Source organism: Collinsella sp. OM06-18AC (assembly GCF_003438785.1).
GTDB lineage: Bacteria > Actinomycetota > Coriobacteriia > Coriobacteriales > Coriobacteriaceae > Collinsella.
Genome location: NZ_QSTX01000014.1, coordinates 34,277 through 54,074, shown reverse-complemented (window position 1 = coordinate 54,074; position 19,798 = coordinate 34,277). Strand labels below are relative to the sequence as shown.

17 protein-coding genes are annotated in these 19,798 nt (G+C 58.8%); 15 read left to right on the top strand and 2 right to left on the bottom strand.

Features of this window, described 5'->3' with window-relative positions; translation table 11 throughout:
- Window positions 1–294 precede the first annotated feature (294 nt).
- The 15 genes from DXB86_RS08735 to hflX all read left to right on the top strand — a co-directional run bounded on the left by DXB86_RS08735 (window position 295) and on the right by hflX (window position 18,387).
- A complete protein-coding gene (locus DXB86_RS08735; RefSeq protein WP_006235967.1) occupies window positions 295–1,965 on the top strand; it encodes a ribonuclease J in 1,671 nt (556 codons plus the stop codon).
- 1 nt (window position 1,966) lies between these two features.
- Window positions 1,967–4,744, top strand: coding sequence for a DNA translocase FtsK (locus DXB86_RS08730; protein ID WP_233504187.1), 2,778 nt, complete (start codon window positions 1,967–1,969; stop codon window positions 4,742–4,744).
- Entirely contained in the window at window positions 4,744–6,255 is a 1,512-nt protein-coding gene (locus DXB86_RS08725) for a RodZ family helix-turn-helix domain-containing protein (RefSeq protein WP_117736853.1), read from the top strand. The genes DXB86_RS08730 and DXB86_RS08725 overlap by 1 nt, the downstream gene beginning before the upstream one ends.
- 26 nt (window positions 6,256–6,281) lie before the next feature.
- Window positions 6,282–6,779 (top strand): YajQ family cyclic di-GMP-binding protein, encoded by a 498-nt coding sequence (locus DXB86_RS08720; RefSeq protein ID WP_117736852.1) that lies wholly within the window; start codon window positions 6,282–6,284, stop codon window positions 6,777–6,779.
- 27 nt (window positions 6,780–6,806) lie between these two features.
- Complete coding sequence (gene rimO / locus DXB86_RS08715; protein ID WP_117736851.1) at window positions 6,807–8,156, top strand: 30S ribosomal protein S12 methylthiotransferase RimO; 1,350 nt, start codon at window positions 6,807–6,809, stop codon at window positions 8,154–8,156.
- A gap of 99 nt (window positions 8,157–8,255) precedes the next feature.
- The gene (pgsA, locus tag DXB86_RS08710; RefSeq protein ID WP_229071689.1) at window positions 8,256–8,804 is read left to right on the top strand and encodes a CDP-diacylglycerol--glycerol-3-phosphate 3-phosphatidyltransferase; all 549 of its coding nucleotides are present in this window, start codon (window positions 8,256–8,258) and stop codon (window positions 8,802–8,804) included.
- Window positions 8,805–8,816: 12 nt separating this feature from the next.
- Window positions 8,817–9,347 (top strand): CinA family protein, encoded by a 531-nt coding sequence (locus DXB86_RS08705; RefSeq protein WP_117736850.1) that lies wholly within the window; start codon window positions 8,817–8,819, stop codon window positions 9,345–9,347.
- 257 nt (window positions 9,348–9,604) lie between these two features.
- Window positions 9,605–10,753 carry a recombinase RecA gene (recA, locus tag DXB86_RS08700; RefSeq protein WP_022094695.1) on the top strand — a complete coding sequence of 383 codons (1,149 nt, stop codon included), beginning with the start codon at window positions 9,605–9,607 and terminating at the stop codon, window positions 10,751–10,753.
- 11 nt (window positions 10,754–10,764) lie between these two features.
- Window positions 10,765–11,457, top strand: coding sequence for a regulatory protein RecX (locus DXB86_RS08695; protein WP_089573376.1), 693 nt, complete (start codon window positions 10,765–10,767; stop codon window positions 11,455–11,457).
- Between the two features lie 257 nt (window positions 11,458–11,714).
- The gene (gene rny, locus DXB86_RS08690; protein WP_089573375.1) at window positions 11,715–13,265 is read left to right on the top strand and encodes a ribonuclease Y; all 1,551 of its coding nucleotides are present in this window, start codon (window positions 11,715–11,717) and stop codon (window positions 13,263–13,265) included.
- Between the two features lies 1 nt (window position 13,266).
- Window positions 13,267–14,352 carry an ATP-binding protein gene (locus DXB86_RS08685; RefSeq protein WP_117583191.1) on the top strand — a complete coding sequence of 362 codons (1,086 nt, stop codon included), beginning with the start codon at window positions 13,267–13,269 and terminating at the stop codon, window positions 14,350–14,352.
- 74 nt (window positions 14,353–14,426) lie between these two features.
- Window positions 14,427–14,744, top strand: coding sequence for a stage V sporulation protein S (locus DXB86_RS08680; protein ID WP_006235982.1), 318 nt, complete (start codon window positions 14,427–14,429; stop codon window positions 14,742–14,744).
- A gap of 45 nt (window positions 14,745–14,789) precedes the next feature.
- Complete coding sequence (gene miaB / locus DXB86_RS08675; RefSeq protein WP_117736849.1) at window positions 14,790–16,160, top strand: tRNA (N6-isopentenyl adenosine(37)-C2)-methylthiotransferase MiaB; 1,371 nt, start codon at window positions 14,790–14,792, stop codon at window positions 16,158–16,160.
- Window positions 16,160–17,098 carry a tRNA (adenosine(37)-N6)-dimethylallyltransferase MiaA gene (gene miaA, locus DXB86_RS08670; RefSeq protein WP_117736848.1) on the top strand — a complete coding sequence of 313 codons (939 nt, stop codon included), beginning with the start codon at window positions 16,160–16,162 and terminating at the stop codon, window positions 17,096–17,098. Before miaB ends, miaA begins: the two co-directional genes overlap by 1 nt.
- The gene (gene hflX, locus DXB86_RS08665; protein ID WP_117736847.1) at window positions 17,098–18,387 is read left to right on the top strand and encodes a GTPase HflX; all 1,290 of its coding nucleotides are present in this window, start codon (window positions 17,098–17,100) and stop codon (window positions 18,385–18,387) included. The genes miaA and hflX overlap by 1 nt, the downstream gene beginning before the upstream one ends.
- On the opposite strand, the gene DXB86_RS08660 is transcribed toward hflX, so the two are convergent.
- Complete coding sequence (locus DXB86_RS08660; protein WP_117736846.1) at window positions 18,372–19,076, bottom strand: heparan-alpha-glucosaminide N-acetyltransferase; 705 nt, start codon at window positions 19,074–19,076, stop codon at window positions 18,372–18,374. The two genes, hflX and DXB86_RS08660, sit on opposite strands and share 16 nt — an antisense overlap.
- A complete protein-coding gene (gene lexA / locus DXB86_RS08655; RefSeq protein WP_147330835.1) occupies window positions 19,076–19,720 on the bottom strand; it encodes a transcriptional repressor LexA in 645 nt (214 codons plus the stop codon). Before lexA ends, DXB86_RS08660 begins: the two co-directional genes overlap by 1 nt.
- Window positions 19,721–19,798 lie beyond the last annotated feature (78 nt).

The window sequence follows — 19,798 nt, the reverse complement described above, 5'->3', positions numbered from 1 at the left end:
GTCGCGAGTTCCGCACGCAAAGGAAAGCACTTAATGTGGCCTCCGTCTTGCGCAGGACTGTAGAGCAGCAAACTTAACCCGCCCCGGCCCCCGATGGCCCCAGACCGGCGGGATAGACCAGTTCAGATGGGGCTTTGATGCATGGGTGGTCTGTTGTTGTGCAAATGGGTATCATACTGTGGTTATCGCATCGACTCTGCGATGCATATTTGTACGTTCCCGGCGGTCGGTTTGCCAGAAGCGCCCCGTCGGTTGTTCCAGACACGTTTCGAAGAAAGGAAACAACACTCACCTATGGCAGCTAAAAAATCATCTCCCTTGAAGATCATTCCGCTTGGCGGCCTTGACGGCATCGGCAAGAACATGACGGTCTTCGAGTGCGGCGACGACATGGTGCTCGTCGACGCCGGCCTTATGTTCCCGGATGACTCCCAGCCTGGTATCGACCTGGTGCTTCCCGACTACACCTATGTTCTGGAGAACGAGGAGAAGCTCCGCGGTATCGTCGTCACTCACGGCCACGAGGACCACACCGGTTCGCTTCCGTATCTGCTGCAGGACCTCAACAATAAGGTGCCCATCTTCTCGAGCAAGCTGACGCTTGGCTTTATCGAGGGCAAGCTTTCTGAGTTCCGCATCCGCGCACCCAAGTTCCGCGAGGTCAAGGGCGGCAGCCATGTCAACCTCGGCGGCATCTCGCTCGACTTCTTCTCGATGACGCACTCCATCCCCGGCGCTCTGGGCGTGTTCATCCGCACCAATCAGGGCACCGTTATGCACACCGGCGACTTTAAGCTCGACCAGACGCCCATCGATGGCGTTACGCCCGACTATGCCGCTATCAGCCGCTTTGCCAAGCAGGGCATCGACCTGCTGCTTTCCGACTCCACTAATGCCACGGTTCCCGGCTTTACCAAGTCCGAGGCCGAGGTTGGTCCCAACCTGCTGCACGCCATCAAGAACGCCCCGGGTCGCGTGTTCGTCGCATCGTTCTCGAGCCACATCCATCGTTTGCAGCAGATCTGCGATGCCGCCCGCAAGTGCGGCCGTAAGGTCGTTGTGACCGGTCGCTCCATGCTCACGAACACCCGCGTGGCGCGCGAGCTCGGTTATCTCAACATCGATGATGCCGATATCATCGATGCCTTCGATATCGATAACCTGCCTGACGACAAGATCGTCGTCATGTGCACTGGTTCGCAGGGCGAGCCGCTGTCGGCCCTGTCCCGCATGGCCAATGGCGAGCACAAGACGCTCTCCATCCACGAGGGCGATACCGTTATCCTCTCGGCAACTCCCGTTCCCGGCAATGAGAAAGCCGTCCAGCAGGTCGTCAACAGCCTGGCCAAGCTCGGCTGCGACGTGTGGGATAAGAACCGCGCTCTCGTCCACGTCTCGGGTCACGGTAGCCAGGAGGAGCTCAAGCTCCTGATGGCCATGGCCAAGCCCACGTATTTTATGCCGGTTCACGGTGAGGCCGTGCATCTGCGCGCCCATGCCCAGCTGGCGCGCAAGATGGGCATCAAGGACGATCATATCTTTATCCTCGATAACGGCGACACGCTCGAGATGCGCGGTGGTATCGTCAAGCGCGGTACGCCCGTCGAGTCCGGTGTCGTTTACGTCGACGGCCTGCGTATCGGCGATACCGACCCCATCGTCCTGCGCGATCGCCAGAAGCTCGCCAACGACGGTATGGTCACGGCCGTTGCCATCGTCTCCCTCAAACACAAGAAGATCGAGGCCATCGAGTTCTCGGGCCGCGGCGTCTCGTTTGCCATCGACGACCAGTTCTCCGAGGATGCCTCCGCGTCCATTATGAAGACGATCGAGAAGGGTAAGTTTAGCTTTACCAGCAGTGGTTCCGATGCCATTCGCAAGGCCGTGCGCGATTCGCTCTCTAACTTTATCTGGAGCCGTACGCGCACCCGTCCGATGATCATCCCGGTCGTCATGGAGGTTTAGTTTGGCGCGCGGATCTGCACAAAACGCCAAAGGCAATAAGGCCAATAACCAACCGGCATCTGCTAAGGGTGCCGGTTCCCATCTGCGTGCCAATAAGGGCCACGAGTCCGAGTTCGATGAGTTTGAGCCCTTGGTCGAGCCTTCGGCCAATCGCGATATCGCCGGTGTGGTCATCGCCGTTTTGGCGATCGCGTCCTTCATTGCCGTGATCTCTCCGGCAACAGCGCCCGTGACGGCTGCGGTTGCCGGTTTCTACCACCTGGGCTTTGGCCTGGGCGCCTACGTGCTGCCGATCGTCATCTTGCTGTTTGCCGCCACGCTCTTTTTGGGTGAGGACTCGCCGCTCAACGTGCGCTCTGTCGCGGGCGGCGCCGTGGTCTTTATCGCCGTCGTCTCCATTCTTTCGCTGATGGTGCCGGGCACGAGCGATTCGTGCGACCTTATGTTTACGCCGCAGAACCTTTCCGTGTCGGGCGGCTACATTGGCGCCTTTATCGCAAGTGCCTTGCAAAACGCCCTGGGTAAACCTATCGCCATGGTTGTCTTGCTGGGGCTTGTCGTCGTTGGTTTGGTCATTATCGGCTTTTCGGTGGGTGGCGTTTTGCGCTCCGCCCGTGACCGTGCGGCAGATTTTGCCGAACGCCGTCGTGCCGATGTCAACGCCAGCCCGTGGGGCGATGAAGAGGCCCTGTCTGTTCCCGGCGTCGCTCGTCCGCACCTGAGCATTCTGCGCCAGAAGGGGACTGACGCAGCGGTGACCACGGTCATGGGTGGCGATGTCGACCCGGTTTTGGATGACGACGAGGACGATGACCCGTTTGTCGACGTATCCGAGTCGGTTGAAGCCGAGCGGGCCAAGACCACGCTGCTGCCGCGTCGCCATGTCAAGAAGGGCAAGGCTGCGCCTAAGCTCAATACGAGTGAGCCCGACCCGTCTTGGTCCGATAGCGAGATTGAGCTCACCGAGGGTGACGACGAGGACGACGAGGCTCCGCTCGAGACCGCCAAGACAACCTTGCTGCCGCGTCGCCACGCCAAGCGCGGGCAGGTCACTGGACAGCTTTCGATGGAGGACGATCCGGACAAGGTTGACGAGTCCGAGCCGCCGTTTGCCGTGAACCCTGTTTCGGCCGCACCTCAGATTCCCGACTTCCTGAAGCATCCCAAGGTTGCCGATGCGCCTGCCACGAGTGCTATCGAATCGGCTGCGGCTCGTGATGGGGGAGTGGACGACGGCGCCGCAGATAACGAGGGCGAAGAGGAGGACGGCCTCAAGCTTCCGCCGCTCGAAATCCTGCATGCCAACCCGCAGTCGGCTTCCGCTGCGTCTTCGGACAAGGAGCTGGAGCAGACCGCTGAGTCACTGCAATCCACCTTGCTTGAGTTTGGCCGCAGTGCCCGCGTGGTCGGCTGGATCGCCGGCCCCACGGTGACGACCTTTAAGCTGCAGCCCGGTGAGGGCGAGCGTGTGAGCAAAATCTCGAGCCTCGAGGACGATATCGCGCTTTCGCTCGCTGCCCAGTCGGTGCGTATCTTTGCCCCGATCCCCGGCACCTCGCTCGTGGGCATCGAGATTCCCAACCGCAAGCGCCAGAACGTCAATCTGGGCGACGTGCTGCCCTATGTGAAGGGCGGTCCGCTCGAGCTCGCCATCGGCCGCGACGCCGAGGGCACGCCGGTTGTTGCCGACCTCGCCAAGATGCCTCACCTGTTGATTGCCGGTACGACCGGTTCTGGTAAGTCGGTGATGATCAACTCCATCATCACGACCTTGCTCATGCGCGCCCTTCCCGAGGACGTTCGCCTGATTATGGTCGACCCCAAGCGCGTTGAGCTTGCGGGCTATAACGGTCTTCCGCATCTCTATGTGCCCGTGGTGACCGAGCCCAAGCAGGCCGCGAGCGCTCTGCAGTGGGCTGTGTCCGAGATGGAGCGTCGCCTGAAGGTCTTCGAGCGTCTCAACGTGCGTAAGATCTCGACCTACAACGAAAAGCAGGCTGCTGGCGAGTTTGAGCATTACGACAACCCGCCGCAAAAGATGCCCTACCTGGTCATTATCATTGACGAGCTCTCTGACCTGATGATGGTCGCCGGTAAGGATGTCGAGGCCTCGATCGTGCGTATTGCACAGCTGGGCCGTGCCGCCGGTATTCACCTTATCGTTGCCACGCAGCGCCCCAGCTCCAACGTGGTGACGGGCCTTATCAAGGCCAACATAACCAACCGCATCGCCTTTAACGTCGCCACGGGCATCGACTCGCGCGTCATCATCGACCAGATGGGTGCCGAGAAGCTCACCGGTTTGGGCGACATGCTGTTCTCCAAGGTCGACTGGGGCAAGCCCCGCCGTATCCAGGGCTGCTTTGTCTCGGACGACGAAATCAACGAGATTGTCGAGTTCGTCAAGTCGCAGAGTGAGCCAGACTACCACGAGGAGATCCTGTCTGCCGTGGCGCCCGCTTCCATGTCCATGGCGGGTGGCGGAGGCATTGTCCGCACCGGAGTAGCCGAGCCGCAAGACGATGATCCACTCATTTGGGAAGCCGCCCATATTGTGGTGGAATCGCAGCTTGGCTCCACATCTGGCCTGCAACGTCGTCTGAAGGTTGGCTATGCGCGTGCCGGGCGTATTATGGACATGCTGGAAGAAAAGGGTGTCGTCGGCCCGCCCGACGGTTCCAAGCCGCGCGAGGTCCTGTTGGACGAGGAGGGGCTTGCCGCGCTGGAATCTGTCGACGCCGAGATGGCACGTGAAGATCGTGAGTTTGGAGGATTCTGATGGCTGCACGCTTTGGTGACATGCTGCTCGAGCAGCGTCGCCGAATGGGCCTTTCCATTCAGCAGGTCGCCAACACCATCAAAATCAGGCCGCAGATCATCGAGTTTTTCGAGACCGGTAACTTTGCTTCGATGCCGCCGCGCGGCTATGCGCAGGGCATGATTTCGAGCTATGCTCGTTTTTTGGGCCTCAATCCGCGCGAGGTCGTCAATGCCTACTTTGACGACCTGATGGCATACGAACGCGAGACGTCGCAGCAGGGGGGTCGTTTTCAGGACGCCGCCGGCTACGTCAATTCGCGTTCCTCTGTCGATAACGGGCGCTTCCTGATGGTTCAGGGTGGTCGCTCAACGCGTTATGGTCAGCGTCCGCAGCAGGCTGGCTATATTACCGAGACGGGGTCCAGTGAGGAAATCCGTTCTCAGCGCGATCGTTTCCGCAGCACGCCTATGCCCGACGATCGTGCGCTTCCCGCTGCCCGCGGTGTGGTGCGCGATCCCCGTGTCGGCTACGGAGATGGCGGCTATTCCGATCGTGGCTACCGTGGTGTCTCTGCCGGTCGTGCTCTCGGCGGCTATGCGGACGCCGATGCCACGCAGGTGACGCCGCGTCTTCGCTCTCAATCACAGCCGTATGGCCAGCGCTCTTCGGCTCCGCGTGCGGGCCAGCGTGGCTATCAAGGCCGCGGTGAACTTGCGCCCCGCTCGGGTCAGCGCAGCCTTCAGGGCCAGGGTGGCTATCGCGGCCGTTCCGACAGCAATCGTGGTCGTATGCCTCAGGGAGGCGGCCGCAGCAGTTCCAGTCGTGGACGCGGCGGTTCCCGTACTCCTCAAAACAACGGTCTCGATCCGCGTATCGTCTACGCCGGCATCGGTGCCGTGGCGTTGCTGCTGATCGTGCTCATCGTGGTACTTCTGCGCGGCTGCGCATCTTCGACGCCCGAGACCACGCCCGAGACGCCCGCTGCTACCAAGACGACGCCCAAGAAGTCTTCTAAGAAGACCGAAACGGTCGACGAGGATGAGGACACCGATGAGGCGACGGATGAGTCGACCGATTCGGACGCCACCAAGACGACGGCTAAAAAGGAAGAAAACGAGGTAACGAAGGTCAAGGTCTCCGTTGCCAAGGGAAAGACCGCCTGGATTGAGGTCAAGGTCGATGGCAAGTCGGTCTATGGCGCCCAGGCGACTGGCCCCTTTGAGCAGGAGTACACGCCTGAGTCCTCGATCGAGATCACCACGTCCAAGCCTTCCGATGTCACCGTTACCAAGAACGGCGAAAAGGTCCGTTACGATACCAAGACCTCGGGCGTGGCGCGTGTGACGATCACCGTTCCCAAGAAGGAGACGACTGGTTCCGAGAATGGTGAAAGTTCTGATGGTACCGACACCACCGATGGTACCGACACCACCGACGGCACCGATGCCCAGTCCACGGATGGCGCCGATACCGCAACTGACGGCCAGACGCCCACCGATTCTACCGACTATTCGTACGATAGCTACTAAGCCGCTCGTACGCGAAAGGAAACATCATGGCTAAAGATTCCAGCTTCGACGTCGTGTCCGAGGTCAACATGCAAGAGGTCGACAACGCCTTCCAGCAAACCACGCGCGAGATTTCCCAGCGCTATGACCTGAAGGATTCCGGCGCCACGATCGAGCTTTCGAAGGGCGACAAGCTCTTTACGATCAACGCCCCGGCCGACTTTGTCTCCAAGCAGATTATCGAGGTGCTGAGCTCCAAGCTCATCAAGCGCGGCATCGACCTCAAGGCTGTCTCGTGGGATGCCCCGCAGGCGGCATCGGGCGGCACCGTGCGCGTGCTCGGCCATATCGTCGAGGGTATCGACCAGGCGACCGCCAAGAAGATCAACAAGGACATCAAGGACCAAAAGCTCAAGGTCAAGGTGACTATCGAGGCCGACAAGCTGCGTGTTTCCTCTGCTTCGAAGGACGCGTTGCAGACCGTGATCCAGTTCCTGCGCGACCAGGACTACGGCCAGCCGCTGCAGTTCACCAACTACCGCTAATATCATTCGAAAGGACTGCTCTTCAACATGGATACACCGTTGGGCTCCGTGCTCTACATCACCCTAGGGTGCGCTAAGAACGAGGTTGACACCGACCGCATGCGTTCTCTTTTGACCGCCGCGGGCTACGAGGAGGCATTCGACCCACAGGATGCCGATATCGCCATCGTCAATACATGCTCGTTCCTCGCCTCCGCAACGTCCGAGAGCATCGAGACCACGCTCGAGCTCGCCAACGAGGTTCAGGACGGCGTTCGTTCTTGCCCCATCGTCATGTGCGGCTGTGTGCCGTCGCGCTATGGCGACGATCTGCCCGATGAGCTGCCCGAGGTCGCTGCCTTTGTGAAGGCCGACGAGGAGGATGGCATCGTGGCGGTCATCGATGGCGTGCTGGGCGTCGAGCGCGAGATTGCCGCCTATATTCCGCAGGTCAAGCGCACCGTCGAGGGCGCTGTCGCCTACGTCAAGATCTCCGATGGCTGCAACCGCTTCTGTAGCTTCTGCATGATCCCGTATATCCGCGGTCGTTATCACTCGCGCAATGCCGAGAGCATTATTTCCGAGGTGCGCGACTTGGTTGCCGGTGGCGTGCGAGAGATCGTGCTGATCGGCCAGGACACGGGCATCTGGGGCACCGACTTTGCGGATGGTGACGTCGCCGAGGGCTCGCCGCGCAATCTGGCGCAGCTGCTGCGCGCCGTAGCCGAGGCCGTGCGTCCGCAGAACGTCTGGGTCCGTGTTCTCTACCTGCAGCCTGAGGGCATGTCCGACGAGCTTATCGAGACGATTCGCGATACCCCCGAGGTGCTGCCCTATATCGATATCCCCGTGCAGCACTGCGACGCGCGCATCCTCAAGGCTATGCGCCGTTCTGGTTCGCGCCAGGAGCTCGAGGACCTGTTCCGCGATCTGCGTGAGCGCATCCCCGGCATCGTGATCCGTTCCACGGCCATGGTCGGCTTCCCGACCGAGACCGACGACGAGTTCCGCGACCTTATCGACTTTATGGACACCGTCGGCTTCGACTACACGAGCGTCTTTGCCTACTCGCAGGAGGAGGGCAGCCTGGCCGCCAAGATGGAGGGCCAGGTCGACGAAGAGGTCAAGCTCGAGCGCGCCCAGGAGGCCATGGACCTGGCCGAGTCGCTCGGTTTTGCTGCAACTGCCGCACATGTGGGCGAGCGCGCCCAGGTGATTGTCGACGGTATCGAAGAGACCGAGGACGGCGCCGAGCTGATCGGACATGCCTGGTTCCAGGCGCCTGATTCCGATGGCGCGGTGCATCTGGATGCCAGCGAGGCATCTGTGGGCGATATTCTGACGGTCGAGTTTACCGATAGCTTCTGCTATGAGCTTATCGGCCATGTTGTGGAGTAGGAGAGCGTCGTGGCAAACGAGAGCAATAAGGAACTGACGAGTGTTTGGACGCCCGCCAACATCGTGACGTGCGTTCGCATCGTCTTTATCCCGGTGTTCATGATTGTGTCGGCGCTTTCTCACACGAGTGTTGCCGGTACAGATTGGAGCACCTTCGACGGCCCGCTCGCCGCCGCTGCCTTCATTCTGTACGTCATCCTGTCGTGCACCGATAAGGTCGACGGTTATCTGGCGCGCTCGCGCAACGAGATTACCGACTTCGGTAAATTCTTGGACCCCATCGCCGACAAGCTGCTCGTATTCTCGGCCCTGCTGCTATTCTTGGACTTTGGTGCCGTGTCGGTTTGGTCCGTGTTCATCATCTTGTTCCGCGAGCTGCTGGTAAGCGCCCTGCGCATGGTTGCGAGTGCCGCCGGCGTGGTCGTTGCCGCCGATAAGCTTGGCAAGTACAAGACGGCGACCACGATGGTCTCCATCTGCGGTTACCTGTGCGTCTTTGCGATGGCCGGCTTGCACCTTGGCCCGCTGGCGCTGACGCTCGGCATCTACTCGGTGTCGCGCTTCCTGTACGCCGTTGCCGTTGTCCTGACCGTTATCTCGGGCGCCCAGTACTTCTGGAACTGCCGCAAGATCGTCTTTTCGGTCTAGGTTCTGGTGGGTATGACGGACTCTTTTGAGCAGATTTCCGCACATAACGAGGAGCTGGCGCGTCATATTGTCGAGCGCGCGAGCGCTCGGGGCGTGACGGTTTCGACGGCTGAGTCGCTGACGGCAGGTATGATCGCCTCGACGATTGCCGATATCCCGGGCGCCTCGGCGGTGCTGCGTGGCGGTGCGGTGACCTACTGCGATGAGATCAAGCATCGCGTTTTGGGTGTTGATCAGGAGACGCTCGACCGCTATACCGCGGTGTCGCATCAGACCGCGCGCGAGATGGCGGCGCGTTCGCTGGAGCTGTACCAGAGCGATATTGCAGTGAGCGCAACGGGTTATGCCGGCCCCGGCGGCGGCACTGAGGACGATCCGGCTGGCACTTTCTATATTGGCTGGGCGTATCGCGCGGCTGATGGGGAAGTGCCGGTCGTGGACTCTGTGCGCTGCCACTATGAGGGCGACCGTTCGTGTGTTCGTGCCCATGCGGTCGCGGAGGCATTGGGACGCATTGCCCTTGTGCTTAACTCTATGGAATAGACGTGTTTTAAGGGGCCTTCGGGCCCCTTAATTGTGGAGATAGGGACCCCTGACGAATTTAGCGTTTGCGCTGGTCATAGGTGTATTTTTGCCTTTCTTGTTCTTATTTGCCCCTTTGTGGTCAAGCATTTGGTCAGTGTTAGGTCGGCGTTTGGTTGGGTTTTGGAAAGACTGCCTGCATATGATTTATCTGAACGGTTGACCACGAACAGCCGTTCGTTTATTATCGATGCAGGTTGTTAAGAGGAGGGCTTTTCATGGCCAAGAATTCAGGTCCCGTACGTACCGTTCATGCTCGCACGACGGGTAAAGAGCGCGATGAGATGATCGCCACCACCAAGGCCGAGATCGAGAAGAAATTCGGCCAGGGTTCCATCATGAGGTACGGCGACGGTGGCCCCGAGCTCGAGGTCGAGGCCATCCCTACGGGCGCTCTGGCACTCGATGCCGCTCTGGGTATCGGCGGTGTGCCGCGCGGCCGCATCGTCGAGATTTACGGTCCTGAGTCCTCCGGTAAGACGACGCTTTCGCTTGAGATCCTGGCCGAGGCCCAGGCAATGGGTGGCGTGGTGGCATTTATCGATGCCGAGCACGCGCTCGATCCCACGTATGCCGCGCGCATTGGCGTGGATATCGACGAGGTACTGATTTCCCAGCCTGATACGGGTGAGCAGGCGCTCGAGATTGTTGACATGCTCGTGCGTTCCGGCGCCATCGATGCCATCGTCGTCGACTCCGTCGCCGCGCTGACCCCGCGTGCCGAGATCGAGGGAGAGATCGGCGATACCACGGTCGGTTTGCAAGCTCGCCTGATGAGTCAGGCGCTCCGCAAGCTCGCCGGCTCGCTGTCCAAGTCCAACACGACATGCATCTTCATTAACCAGCTGCGAGAGAAGATCGGCGTCATGTTCGGCAACCCCGAGACCACGACGGGCGGCCGCGCCCTTAAGTTCTTCTCTTCGGTGCGTATCGACATTCGCCGCATCGACAGCATTAAGCTTAAGGATGAGGTTATCGGTAACCGCGTGCGCGCCAAGGTCGTTAAGAACAAGGTGGCAGCTCCGTTCCGTTCTGCTGAGTTCGACATCATGTACGGTACGGGCATCTCTAAGGAGGGCTCGATTCTGGACATGGCTGTCGAGTGCGGCATCTGCAAGAAGATGGGCTCCTGGTTTGCCTATGGCGAGGACAAGCTCGGCAACGGTCGCGAGGCCGCCAAGGCGTTCCTGCGCGAACACCCTGATTGCGCCGACGAGATTGAGCATAAGGTCCGCCTTGCCTGCGGGCTTGAGTTTGACGACGATGCTCCATCCGAGGTCGAGCTGACCGATCAGCCTGCGCCTGAGGAGTTTGACGAGCTTTACGCCATCGATGGTTCCGCCATGCTCGATGATGACGACGAGTAGCGGTTGCGCTCATGTCGTATACGGTGACCGAGGCCACGGTCGTCTTTCCCGATAAGAAGGCGGCCTCCTCGTTCTCGAGCGGGTATGCGTCCAAAAAGCCTTGCGCACATATCGATTGTGAGCTTGAGGGCGGTTTTGAGCGGTCCATTTGGATTCCCGTGCGGGTCGCGCGCCTGTATGTCAAAAACCGCCCCGATCTTCCCTGTGATTGGGACAACTTTCGTGAGGCGGTGCAGCTCGTCGAGCGTAAATGTGCACTTACCATGGTGACCGAGATGTTATCGCGCCGCGACCATGCGACGGGCGAGGTCCGTGACAAGCTGGCTCGCTACGGCTTTCACCAGACCGCAATCGATTTCGCCGTCGAGCGCGCCACCGAGTATCGCTTTTTAGACGAGAACCGCTTTTGCTCGTACTTTATCGAGGAGCGCAAGCGGCGCGGTTGGGGACAGCGCAAAATCGAGACCGAGCTCAAGCGCCGTCATGTCGTGCTCGATGACATTCCCGGTTATCCCGAGGATTATTTTGCCGTCGAAGACGATTTGGCGCGTGCGTCAGCCCTGCTCGCCAAGCGGCGTGTTCCAGAGACGCGCGGATTCGAAAAACTGGTTCGGTTTTTGATGGGCAAGGGCTTCTCGTATCATATCGCCGCCGATGCCGTTAAGGCACGTCTCGATGCCGAACGCGAGGAATGTGCGGTTTAGGCGTATGCGTTTTGTGGCCCTGCCGCTCACCGTGTTTTAGCCGCCGTGTTGGGGGCATTTATTTGACAGTTGTTGTGGTTCAACGTACGATAAACAGCGTCATTTGCTTTGTGATATGTGCTCATCTGTGATGAGTTTGTTTATATGTTTATCTGTATCCGACCCGCATAAGCTGCGCCCATATTACTCAAATGTCGCGAGCCGTTCGTAAGGACGGTTCGCTTTGTTGTGTAACGAATCCATAAAAAGGAGTGAGCATGCCTATCATCGCAGCGCTCGTTGGCATCGTTTTGGGTGCCATCGCCGCCATTGCCTACATGCGCACCGCCAAGCAGGGTAGTCTTCACGAGGCCGACGAAAAAATCCAGTCGGCACACGCACAGGCTGAGTCCCTGATCGGTGATGCTAAGCGTCAGGCCGAGACCCTCAAAAAAGAGGCTCTGCTCGAGGCTAAAGAGGAGATCATCAAGAACAAGCAGGCCGCCGAGGCCGAGGACAAGCAGCGTAAGAACGAGATTCGTACGCTCGAGAACCGCGTGATGCAGCGCGAGGAATCCCTTGATCGCCGCAACGACGCTCTCGACAAGCGCGAGCATCAGCTGTCCAGCCAGGCCGGTCAGGTCGAGAAGCGCTCCCGTGAGCTCGAGGAGCTCTGTGCAAAGCAGACCTCCGAGCTCGAGCGTATCGCCGACCTTACCCGCGAGGACGCCCACAAGGAGCTCCTCGATAAGGTTCGCGGCGAGGTCACCCACGAGGCCGCCACGATCATTCGCGAGTCCGAGCAGCAGGTTCGCGCCGAGTGCCACAAGACCGCCCAGGAGATTCTGTCTCTGGCGATTCAGCGCTGCGCTGCCGACCACACTGCCGAGGTTACCGTTACCTCCGTGCACATTCCCTCTGATGACCTCAAGGGCCGTATCATCGGTCGCGAGGGTCGCAACATCCGGACCTTCGAGCAGGTTTCCGGCGTCAACCTCGTGATCGACGACACGCCCGAGACCGTCGTTCTTTCGAGCTTCGACCCGGTCCGTCGTGAGACCGCCCGTGTCGCCCTCGAGAACCTCATCGCCGACGGCCGCATTCACCCTGCCCGTATCGAGGAGATGTATCACAAGGCCGCCGACCTGGTTCAGCAGCGCGTGCGCGAGGCTGGCGAGCAGGCTGCCTTCGATACCGGCATCCACGATCTGCACCCCGAGATCGTCAAGACCCTTGGTGCCCTGCGCTACCGTACCTCGTTTGGTCAGAACGTGCTTCAGCATTCCCTCGAGGTCTCTGATCTGTGCGGCGTGATGGCTTCCGAGCTTGGCCTGGACGTTGTGACCGCCAAGCGCGCCGGCCTGCTTCATGACCTGGGCAAGGCAATCGACCACGACGTCGAGGGCCCGCATGCCGTCATCGGCGCCGAGCTTGCCCGCCGTTATGGCGAGAAGCCCGTTATCGTCCACGCTATTGAGGCTCACCATGCCGATGTCGACCCCAACACGGTGCTCGATGTCCTGGTGCAGGCCGCCGATGCTGTCTCTGCCTCTCGCCCCGGTGCCCGTCGCGAGTCTGCCGAGAACTACATCAAGCGTCTTGAGAAGCTCGAGGAGATCGCCAACTCCCATGACGGCGTCGAACGTACCTATGCCATGCAGGCCGGTCGCGAGGTCCACGTCATGGTCCAGCCGGACAAGATCTCCGATGCCCAGTCCACGGTCCTGGCTCACGATATCGCCCATCAGATCGAGGAAGAGATGGAGTATCCCGGTCAGGTGCGCGTCGTCGTGATTCGCGAGAGCCGCGCTGTCGATATCGCTAAATAACATGAGCGACGCGAACGAGCTCATCTCATTTATCGCGTCGATGTCGGGGGAGGGCAACCTTCGCGTCGAGGAGAACCTTGGCGAGGGGTATGTCCGCCTCCGCGTTTCGGAGGCCGAGCGGCGCCAGGCTAAGCACGACATTCAGCATGTCGAGGACATCGTCATCGAAATGCTCCGTAATGCTCGCGATGCCGGCGCCGACAAGGTCTATCTCGCCACGACCAAGGAAGATGGCGTCCGCACGCTTGTCTTTCTGGATAACGGTTCTGGCGTTCCGCAGGATATGCAAGAGCGAATCTTTGATGCCCGCGTTACCTCCAAGCTCGAGAGCATGAAGATGGACCGTTGGGGCGTTCACGGTCGTGGCATGGCATTGTTTTCGATTAAGCAGAACACCGACGAGGCCCGTGTGGTCACGTCCGGCGTCGATCTTGGTTCAGCCTTCAAGGTGAGCGTTGCGGCCGACCGCCTCAGTGAGCGTGCCGATCAGTCCAGCTGGCCCCAGGCCGTCAAGGATGAGGACGGACGTTATGTCTGCGCTCGCGGTCCACATAATATTATTCGCGCTGCTTGTGAGTTTGCGCTCGAGGAGTTGCGTGGTTGCGATGTCTATCTCGGTTCTCCGTCTGAGATTGCCGCGACCCTTTATGCTCAAGCGTCAAGTCGGCTCGATACGTCTCGTCTCCTGTTCATTGATGACGAGAGCGAGCTTCCGGTTGTCGATCGTTTAGGCCTTGCTTCTGATGCCGAGGACTTTATCCGTATTTGTTCGGGTTTGGGTCTTGAGATGTCCGAGCGCACGGCCCATCGCATTTTGGCAGGGCAGATTAAGCCCGTTCGCGGTGTGACCGCGCGTCTGCTGCGCGAGCGTGATTCGTCCTCGCATGCGCCGGCTCCTGTCGATCTCGCGAAGGATCGTCGCGGGCTACGTATTGCCAAGGATGACATGGCACAGTTTTCGCGCGCTGTGGAACGCGACTTTAATGACCTTGCCACCCGGTACTATCTCAACCTTTGCGGCGACCCAAAGATCCGTGTTTCGCGTGATCGAATCACCGTGACCTTTGATCTTGCCAAAGAGGAATAGTGCCTTTACCGAGTCCACTCGGTACGATACAGTTATTGCAGTTAAAACGTACTTTTAAATGCAGGAGTTTCTTCATGGATTGCCTGAAGGTATCAAGCAAATCATCGCCCGCGTCCGTTGCCGGCGCCATCGCCGGCATGGTCAAGGATGGTGTACCCGTCAACATCCAGTGTGTCGGCGCCGGTGCCGTCAACCAGGCTATTAAGGCCGTTGCTATCGCGCGCGGTTTTTTGATTCCAACCGGTTTTGATATTTCCTGCGCGCCCGTGTTCTCCGACATCCTCATTAACGGGGAGTCGCGCACGGCCATCCGCCTTTCTATCTACGTTCACCAGATCAATCGAGCTGCTATGGATAACGTCGTCATGGATGATGTTAAGCCTGTGGCATAGCTTCTGCTTGCCTTGTTTCGCTCCCCATCGTTAGGACTTATGCACATGGACCAGCGTTCCGTACGCGATATTCTTGCCGGTAAAACCTACTTTATCCGCACATTTGGCTGCCAGATGAATCAGCACGACTCCGAGCGTGTGAGCGGTCTGCTTGATTCGTATGGCTGCCTCATGGCGCTCGATCCCGCGCATGCCGATATCGTTGTCTTCATGACGTGCTGCGTGCGCGAGGCCGCCGATACTCGCCTGTACGGTCAGTGCAATTCCTGCAAAAGCCTGCCGCCTTCGCCTTCGGGCAAGCGCGTGGTTGCCGTTGGCGGTTGCATCGCGCAGCGCGATGGCGAGGGCCTGCTCACCAACGTCGATAACGTCAATGTCATCTTTGGCACGCATTCCATTGCACATGTGGCCGAGCTCATTGCCGAGGCGTTTCTTGATGGTAAGCGTCATATCCGCACCAATGAGCATGAGGATACGGATGCCATGAGCATGCCGTGGCATCGCGAGACTCAGTATCACGCCTGGGTGCCCATCATGACGGGCTGCAATAATTTCTGCACCTATTGCATCGTGCCGTACGTGCGCGGTCGCGAAAAGAGCCGCCCCTTCGAGGAGATTGTCGACGAGGTGACCGGTTTGGTGCGCCAGGGCGTGCGTGAGATTACGCTGCTGGGCCAAAACGTTAACTCATATGGTCGCGATCTGTTTGGCAAGCCGCGTTTTGCCGATCTGCTGCGTGCCGTGGGCGATACGGGCGTGGAGCGCATCTTCTTTACGTCTTCGCATCCCAAGGACCTGTTGCCCGAGACCATCGACGCCATGGCCGAGACGCCTGCCGTTATGCCGCAGCTGCACTTGGCCGTCCAGTCAGGTTCGACGCGGATTCTCAAAGAGATGAATCGCCGTTATACACGCGAGTACTATCTGGGCCTTGTCGATCGCATTCGCAACCGCATGCCCGATATCGCGCTCTCGACCGACATTATCGTTGGCTTCCCGGGTGAGACTGAAGAAGACTTTGAGCAGACGCTCTCACTTGCCGAGACGGTCCGCTATGCTCAGGCCTATACCTTCATCTATTCCAAGCGCGCCGGTACCCCGGCCGCCGAGATTGACGATCCTACGCCGCATGAGGTTATTCTCGAGCGTTTCAACCGTCTGGTTAAGGTTATCGAGACCACGGCACACGAGTATAACCAGGGTGAGCTTCATACTGTGGTTCCGGCGCTCATTGAGGGAACGAGTAAAAAGAACGACGCGGTCCTGCTGGGCAAGAGTCCCAAGAATCAGACCGTGCATGCGCCTATCCCCGAGGGTTACAGCATCGATCAGCTTGTTGGTAAGATCGTTGATGTTGACGTTGACGTTGCCAAGACCTGGTATTTGTCCGGCTCCGTTGTGGGCGAGCCGCGCTAATGGTTTCTCCCGGGGCAGGTCTTTCCGCCGTTGCGATTGTCGGTCCGACGGCGGTTGGTAAGAGTGATGTTGCCGACCGTTTGGCAGTTCGTCTTTCGTCCGAAGTGCTGTCGTGCGATGCGATGCAAATCTATCGTGGCATGGACATCGGTACCGCAAAGATGGCGCCCGATGAGTGCACGGCGCCGCTGCGTCTCGTCGACATTGTAGAGCCGGGTGTGGCATATTCTGCTGCGCTTTATCAGGCTGACGCTCGCGCGCATGTTGAACGTCTCCTTGGTTCGGGTTGCCTGCCGGTTTTTTGCGGAGGTACGGGGCTGTATCTCAAGGCCGCCCTCGATGAGATGGACTTTCCTTCGGGAGAGCTTGAGGACGATCGCCGCGCAGGATATCAGGAACTTGCCGAGCGCATTGGCGAGGAAGCGCTGCATGCGCTGCTTGCCGAGCGTGACCCCGATTCCGCTGCGGTCATCCACCCCCATAATGTTCGTCGTGTGATTCGTGCGCTCGAGATGCATGATGATGGCGTCTCCTATGCGCAGCAAAAGTCGCAGTTTAGTGTTCCGCACGAGCATTATCATGCCCTATGGTTTGGTCTGACGCGTAATCGCGAGGTGCTCTACGAGCGCATTAACCAGCGCGTCGATCTGATGTTTGAGCAGGGTCTTGTCGATGAGGTCCGCGGTCTTATGGGCCAGGGGCTGGGAGATGCCCTGACGTCGATGCAGGCAATTGGCTATAAAGAGATCATTGATGCTTTCAATGGCGTGATGAGCATGGATGAGGCTCGCGAACTCATTAAGATGCGTTCGCGTCGTTATGCCAAGCGTCAGCTTTCGTGGTTTAAGCGCGATGACCGTATCGTGTGGTTTGATATGGATGAATGTACGATCGATGAGGTCGTTGAGGATATCCTGCATCGTATTGAGGCTGCCTAATGGCCCGTTTCCCCCTTGTTCCCACGGCACCCGAGCCCGAGCGTGCCATTTTAGTTGGTGTTGAGTGGCGCGACAATGCATGGCCGCTCGATCGCTCGCTTGATGAGCTGGAGCGTCTTGCCCACACAGCTGGTGCCCGGTGCGTGGCACGCTTGTCGCAGCGTTTGGTAAAGCCGTATCCTAAATCGTTTATCGGTTCCGGTAAGGTTGAAGAGCTGTGCGGCCTGGTGCATCGCATGGATGCCGATGTCGTTATTTTTGACGACGACCTGACCCCCTCGCAGCAATCCTATTTGGAGAAAGCCGTGGGCGAGCCGGTAAAGATTATCGATCGTACAGCACTGATCCTGGATATCTTTGGCCTGCATGCTCAGACGCGTGAGGGACGCCTGCAGGTACAGCTGGCACAACTTCAATATTTGTTGCCTCGCCTGCGTGGCATGTGGAGCCATCTCGCCAAGGAGCAGACGCGCGGCGGCATCGGCTCACGTTTTGGTCAGGGCGAAAGTCAGCTCGAGGTCGACCGTCGCCTCATTCGTAATAAGATCGCTGCGCTTCGTCGTGAGCTCAAGCAGGTTGAACAGCGTCGCGATGTTCAATCCAAGAGTCGCATTGAGTCCCCGGCGTTTCGCGTCGCGTTAGCCGGTTATACCAATGCCGGTAAATCGACGTTACTCAATCGTCTGACCGGCTCTACGGTACTTTCGCAGGACAAGCTGTTTGCTACGCTCGACCCGACGACGCGTTCGTATCGTCTGCCCGGCGGTCGCGGCATGACGATTACCGATACCGTCGGCTTTATTCAAAAGCTGCCCCATGGTTTGGTCGATGCCTTTAAATCGACGCTGTCCGAGGTTTTGGGTGCCGATCTAATTCTCAAAGTCGTAGATGCGTCTGACGAGGACTATGAGCGGCAGCTGGATGCTGTCGACCGCGTGCTTGATGAGATCGGCGCCGGAGAGCGTTTAACGCTGACCGTATTCAATAAAATCGATCTTCTCGATAGCGTTGATCGATTGAGTTTCCGTCGTCGCTATCCGGAGGCCGTTCTGTTCTCGGCCCAAACGGGCGAGGGGCTCGACGATCTCGTCGACCGGATTGCTCGCGAGGCAGCTGCCACCGATGTGTTGCTCTCCGCTGATATCCCGTATCGCGAGGGCGCTCTCATCACGCTGGTGCATGAGCAGGGAACCCTTCTGCATGAGGAATATCTCGAGGACGGCGTTCGCATTGTGGCGAAGTTGCCGGCTCGTATTGCACCGCGGCTCGAGCGCTATCGTACGGAATAAACGATTTCTAGCACGCCTAGAATGACTGGCTGATGGAGCAGGTAGAACGGTAAGGCATGCCGACCCAGGACTGCGAGCGCCGGGATAGGATTGGCGTATGCCCATGCTGGCGCTTCGAGACTTGATGCTTGTGCTGCCTGGGCAGCAAAAAAGCCGGTAAGGTACATAAAGACAAACGGTATGAGCGGATAGTAATCTCCCGAAACAAAACCCGGGCCTGGGAATCCAAGCCATGCCAGGTAGGGGAGTGGGTAGACCGCCTTTGGAATGCCCCAGGTTAGGGCAAAAAGAACAAGGCACGCTGCGATGCCCCATGAGCCCGGTAATTTTTGGAGTAACGGACGGGTGAACGCAACCACCGCGGTGCACATCGCCATGCAATAAATGATGCCAAAGTTCACTGAATCGTCGACCGATACGAGAGTTGTTGCGATCCAGACGACCAAAGCTGCGGCAGCGTACTTAGCCGCTCGTTTGGCATTGTTGCGTGAGAGCGTGCACATCCAACCCGCGATAAACAAAAATACCCAGCTGATGCTGGCGCGCCAGACGTCTTGAAAGACAGTCTGGGTAAACCAGGGCATATCCCAGCCATACAGGTAGGCGAGATCATAGCAAGCGTGAAAACCTGCCATAGAAATCATCGTAAACCCGCGGACGGTATCAAAGATGGTTATGCGTTTTTGCATTACGAGAACCGGCGCATCAAGCCGACGACTTTGCCCAGGATAACGGGATTCGGTGCATAGATAGGTTCCATGGTGTCGTTCTCGGGCTGCAAGCGCACACGCCCCTGCTCCTTGTAGAACGTCTTGACGGTCGCCGAACCATCAATCATGGCCACGACAATTTCGCCGTTCATGGCACTCTTTTGTTCACGGACGATGATGTAATCGCCATTGAAGATGCCGACATTGATCATTGAGCTCCCATGCACCTCAAGGATAAAGGAACCCTGATCAGTGGCGATTTCGGTCGGGATAGTAAACGTGTCTTCGATATTCTGCTCGGCCAGAATGGGAATCCCAGCCGCGACGCGACCAACGAGCGGTAGCGAGACCGTTCCGCGAGGTGCGGTGGGCTCGTCAGATTTAGAAATTGAGACAGAGGAACCATCCTCGTTAAAGAGTTCCAGGGCGCGCGGTTTGGTGGCATCGCGCTTGAGTAGCCCGCGCGCCTCCAGGGCAGAGAGATGGGCGTGCACGGTGCTGGGGGAGGAAAGGCCCACGGCAGAAGCCATCTCGCGCACGCTGGGCGGATAACCCTTCTCCTGCTGATATTCCTTGATGAAGTCGTAAATTTGCTGCTGACGCTTGGTAATTTTGCGAGCCATCAGGGCATCCTCTCTACCCATGTCAAACAAATGTTCGAATTTTGCTTGACAGGAACAACTGTTCGAAGATAATAATAA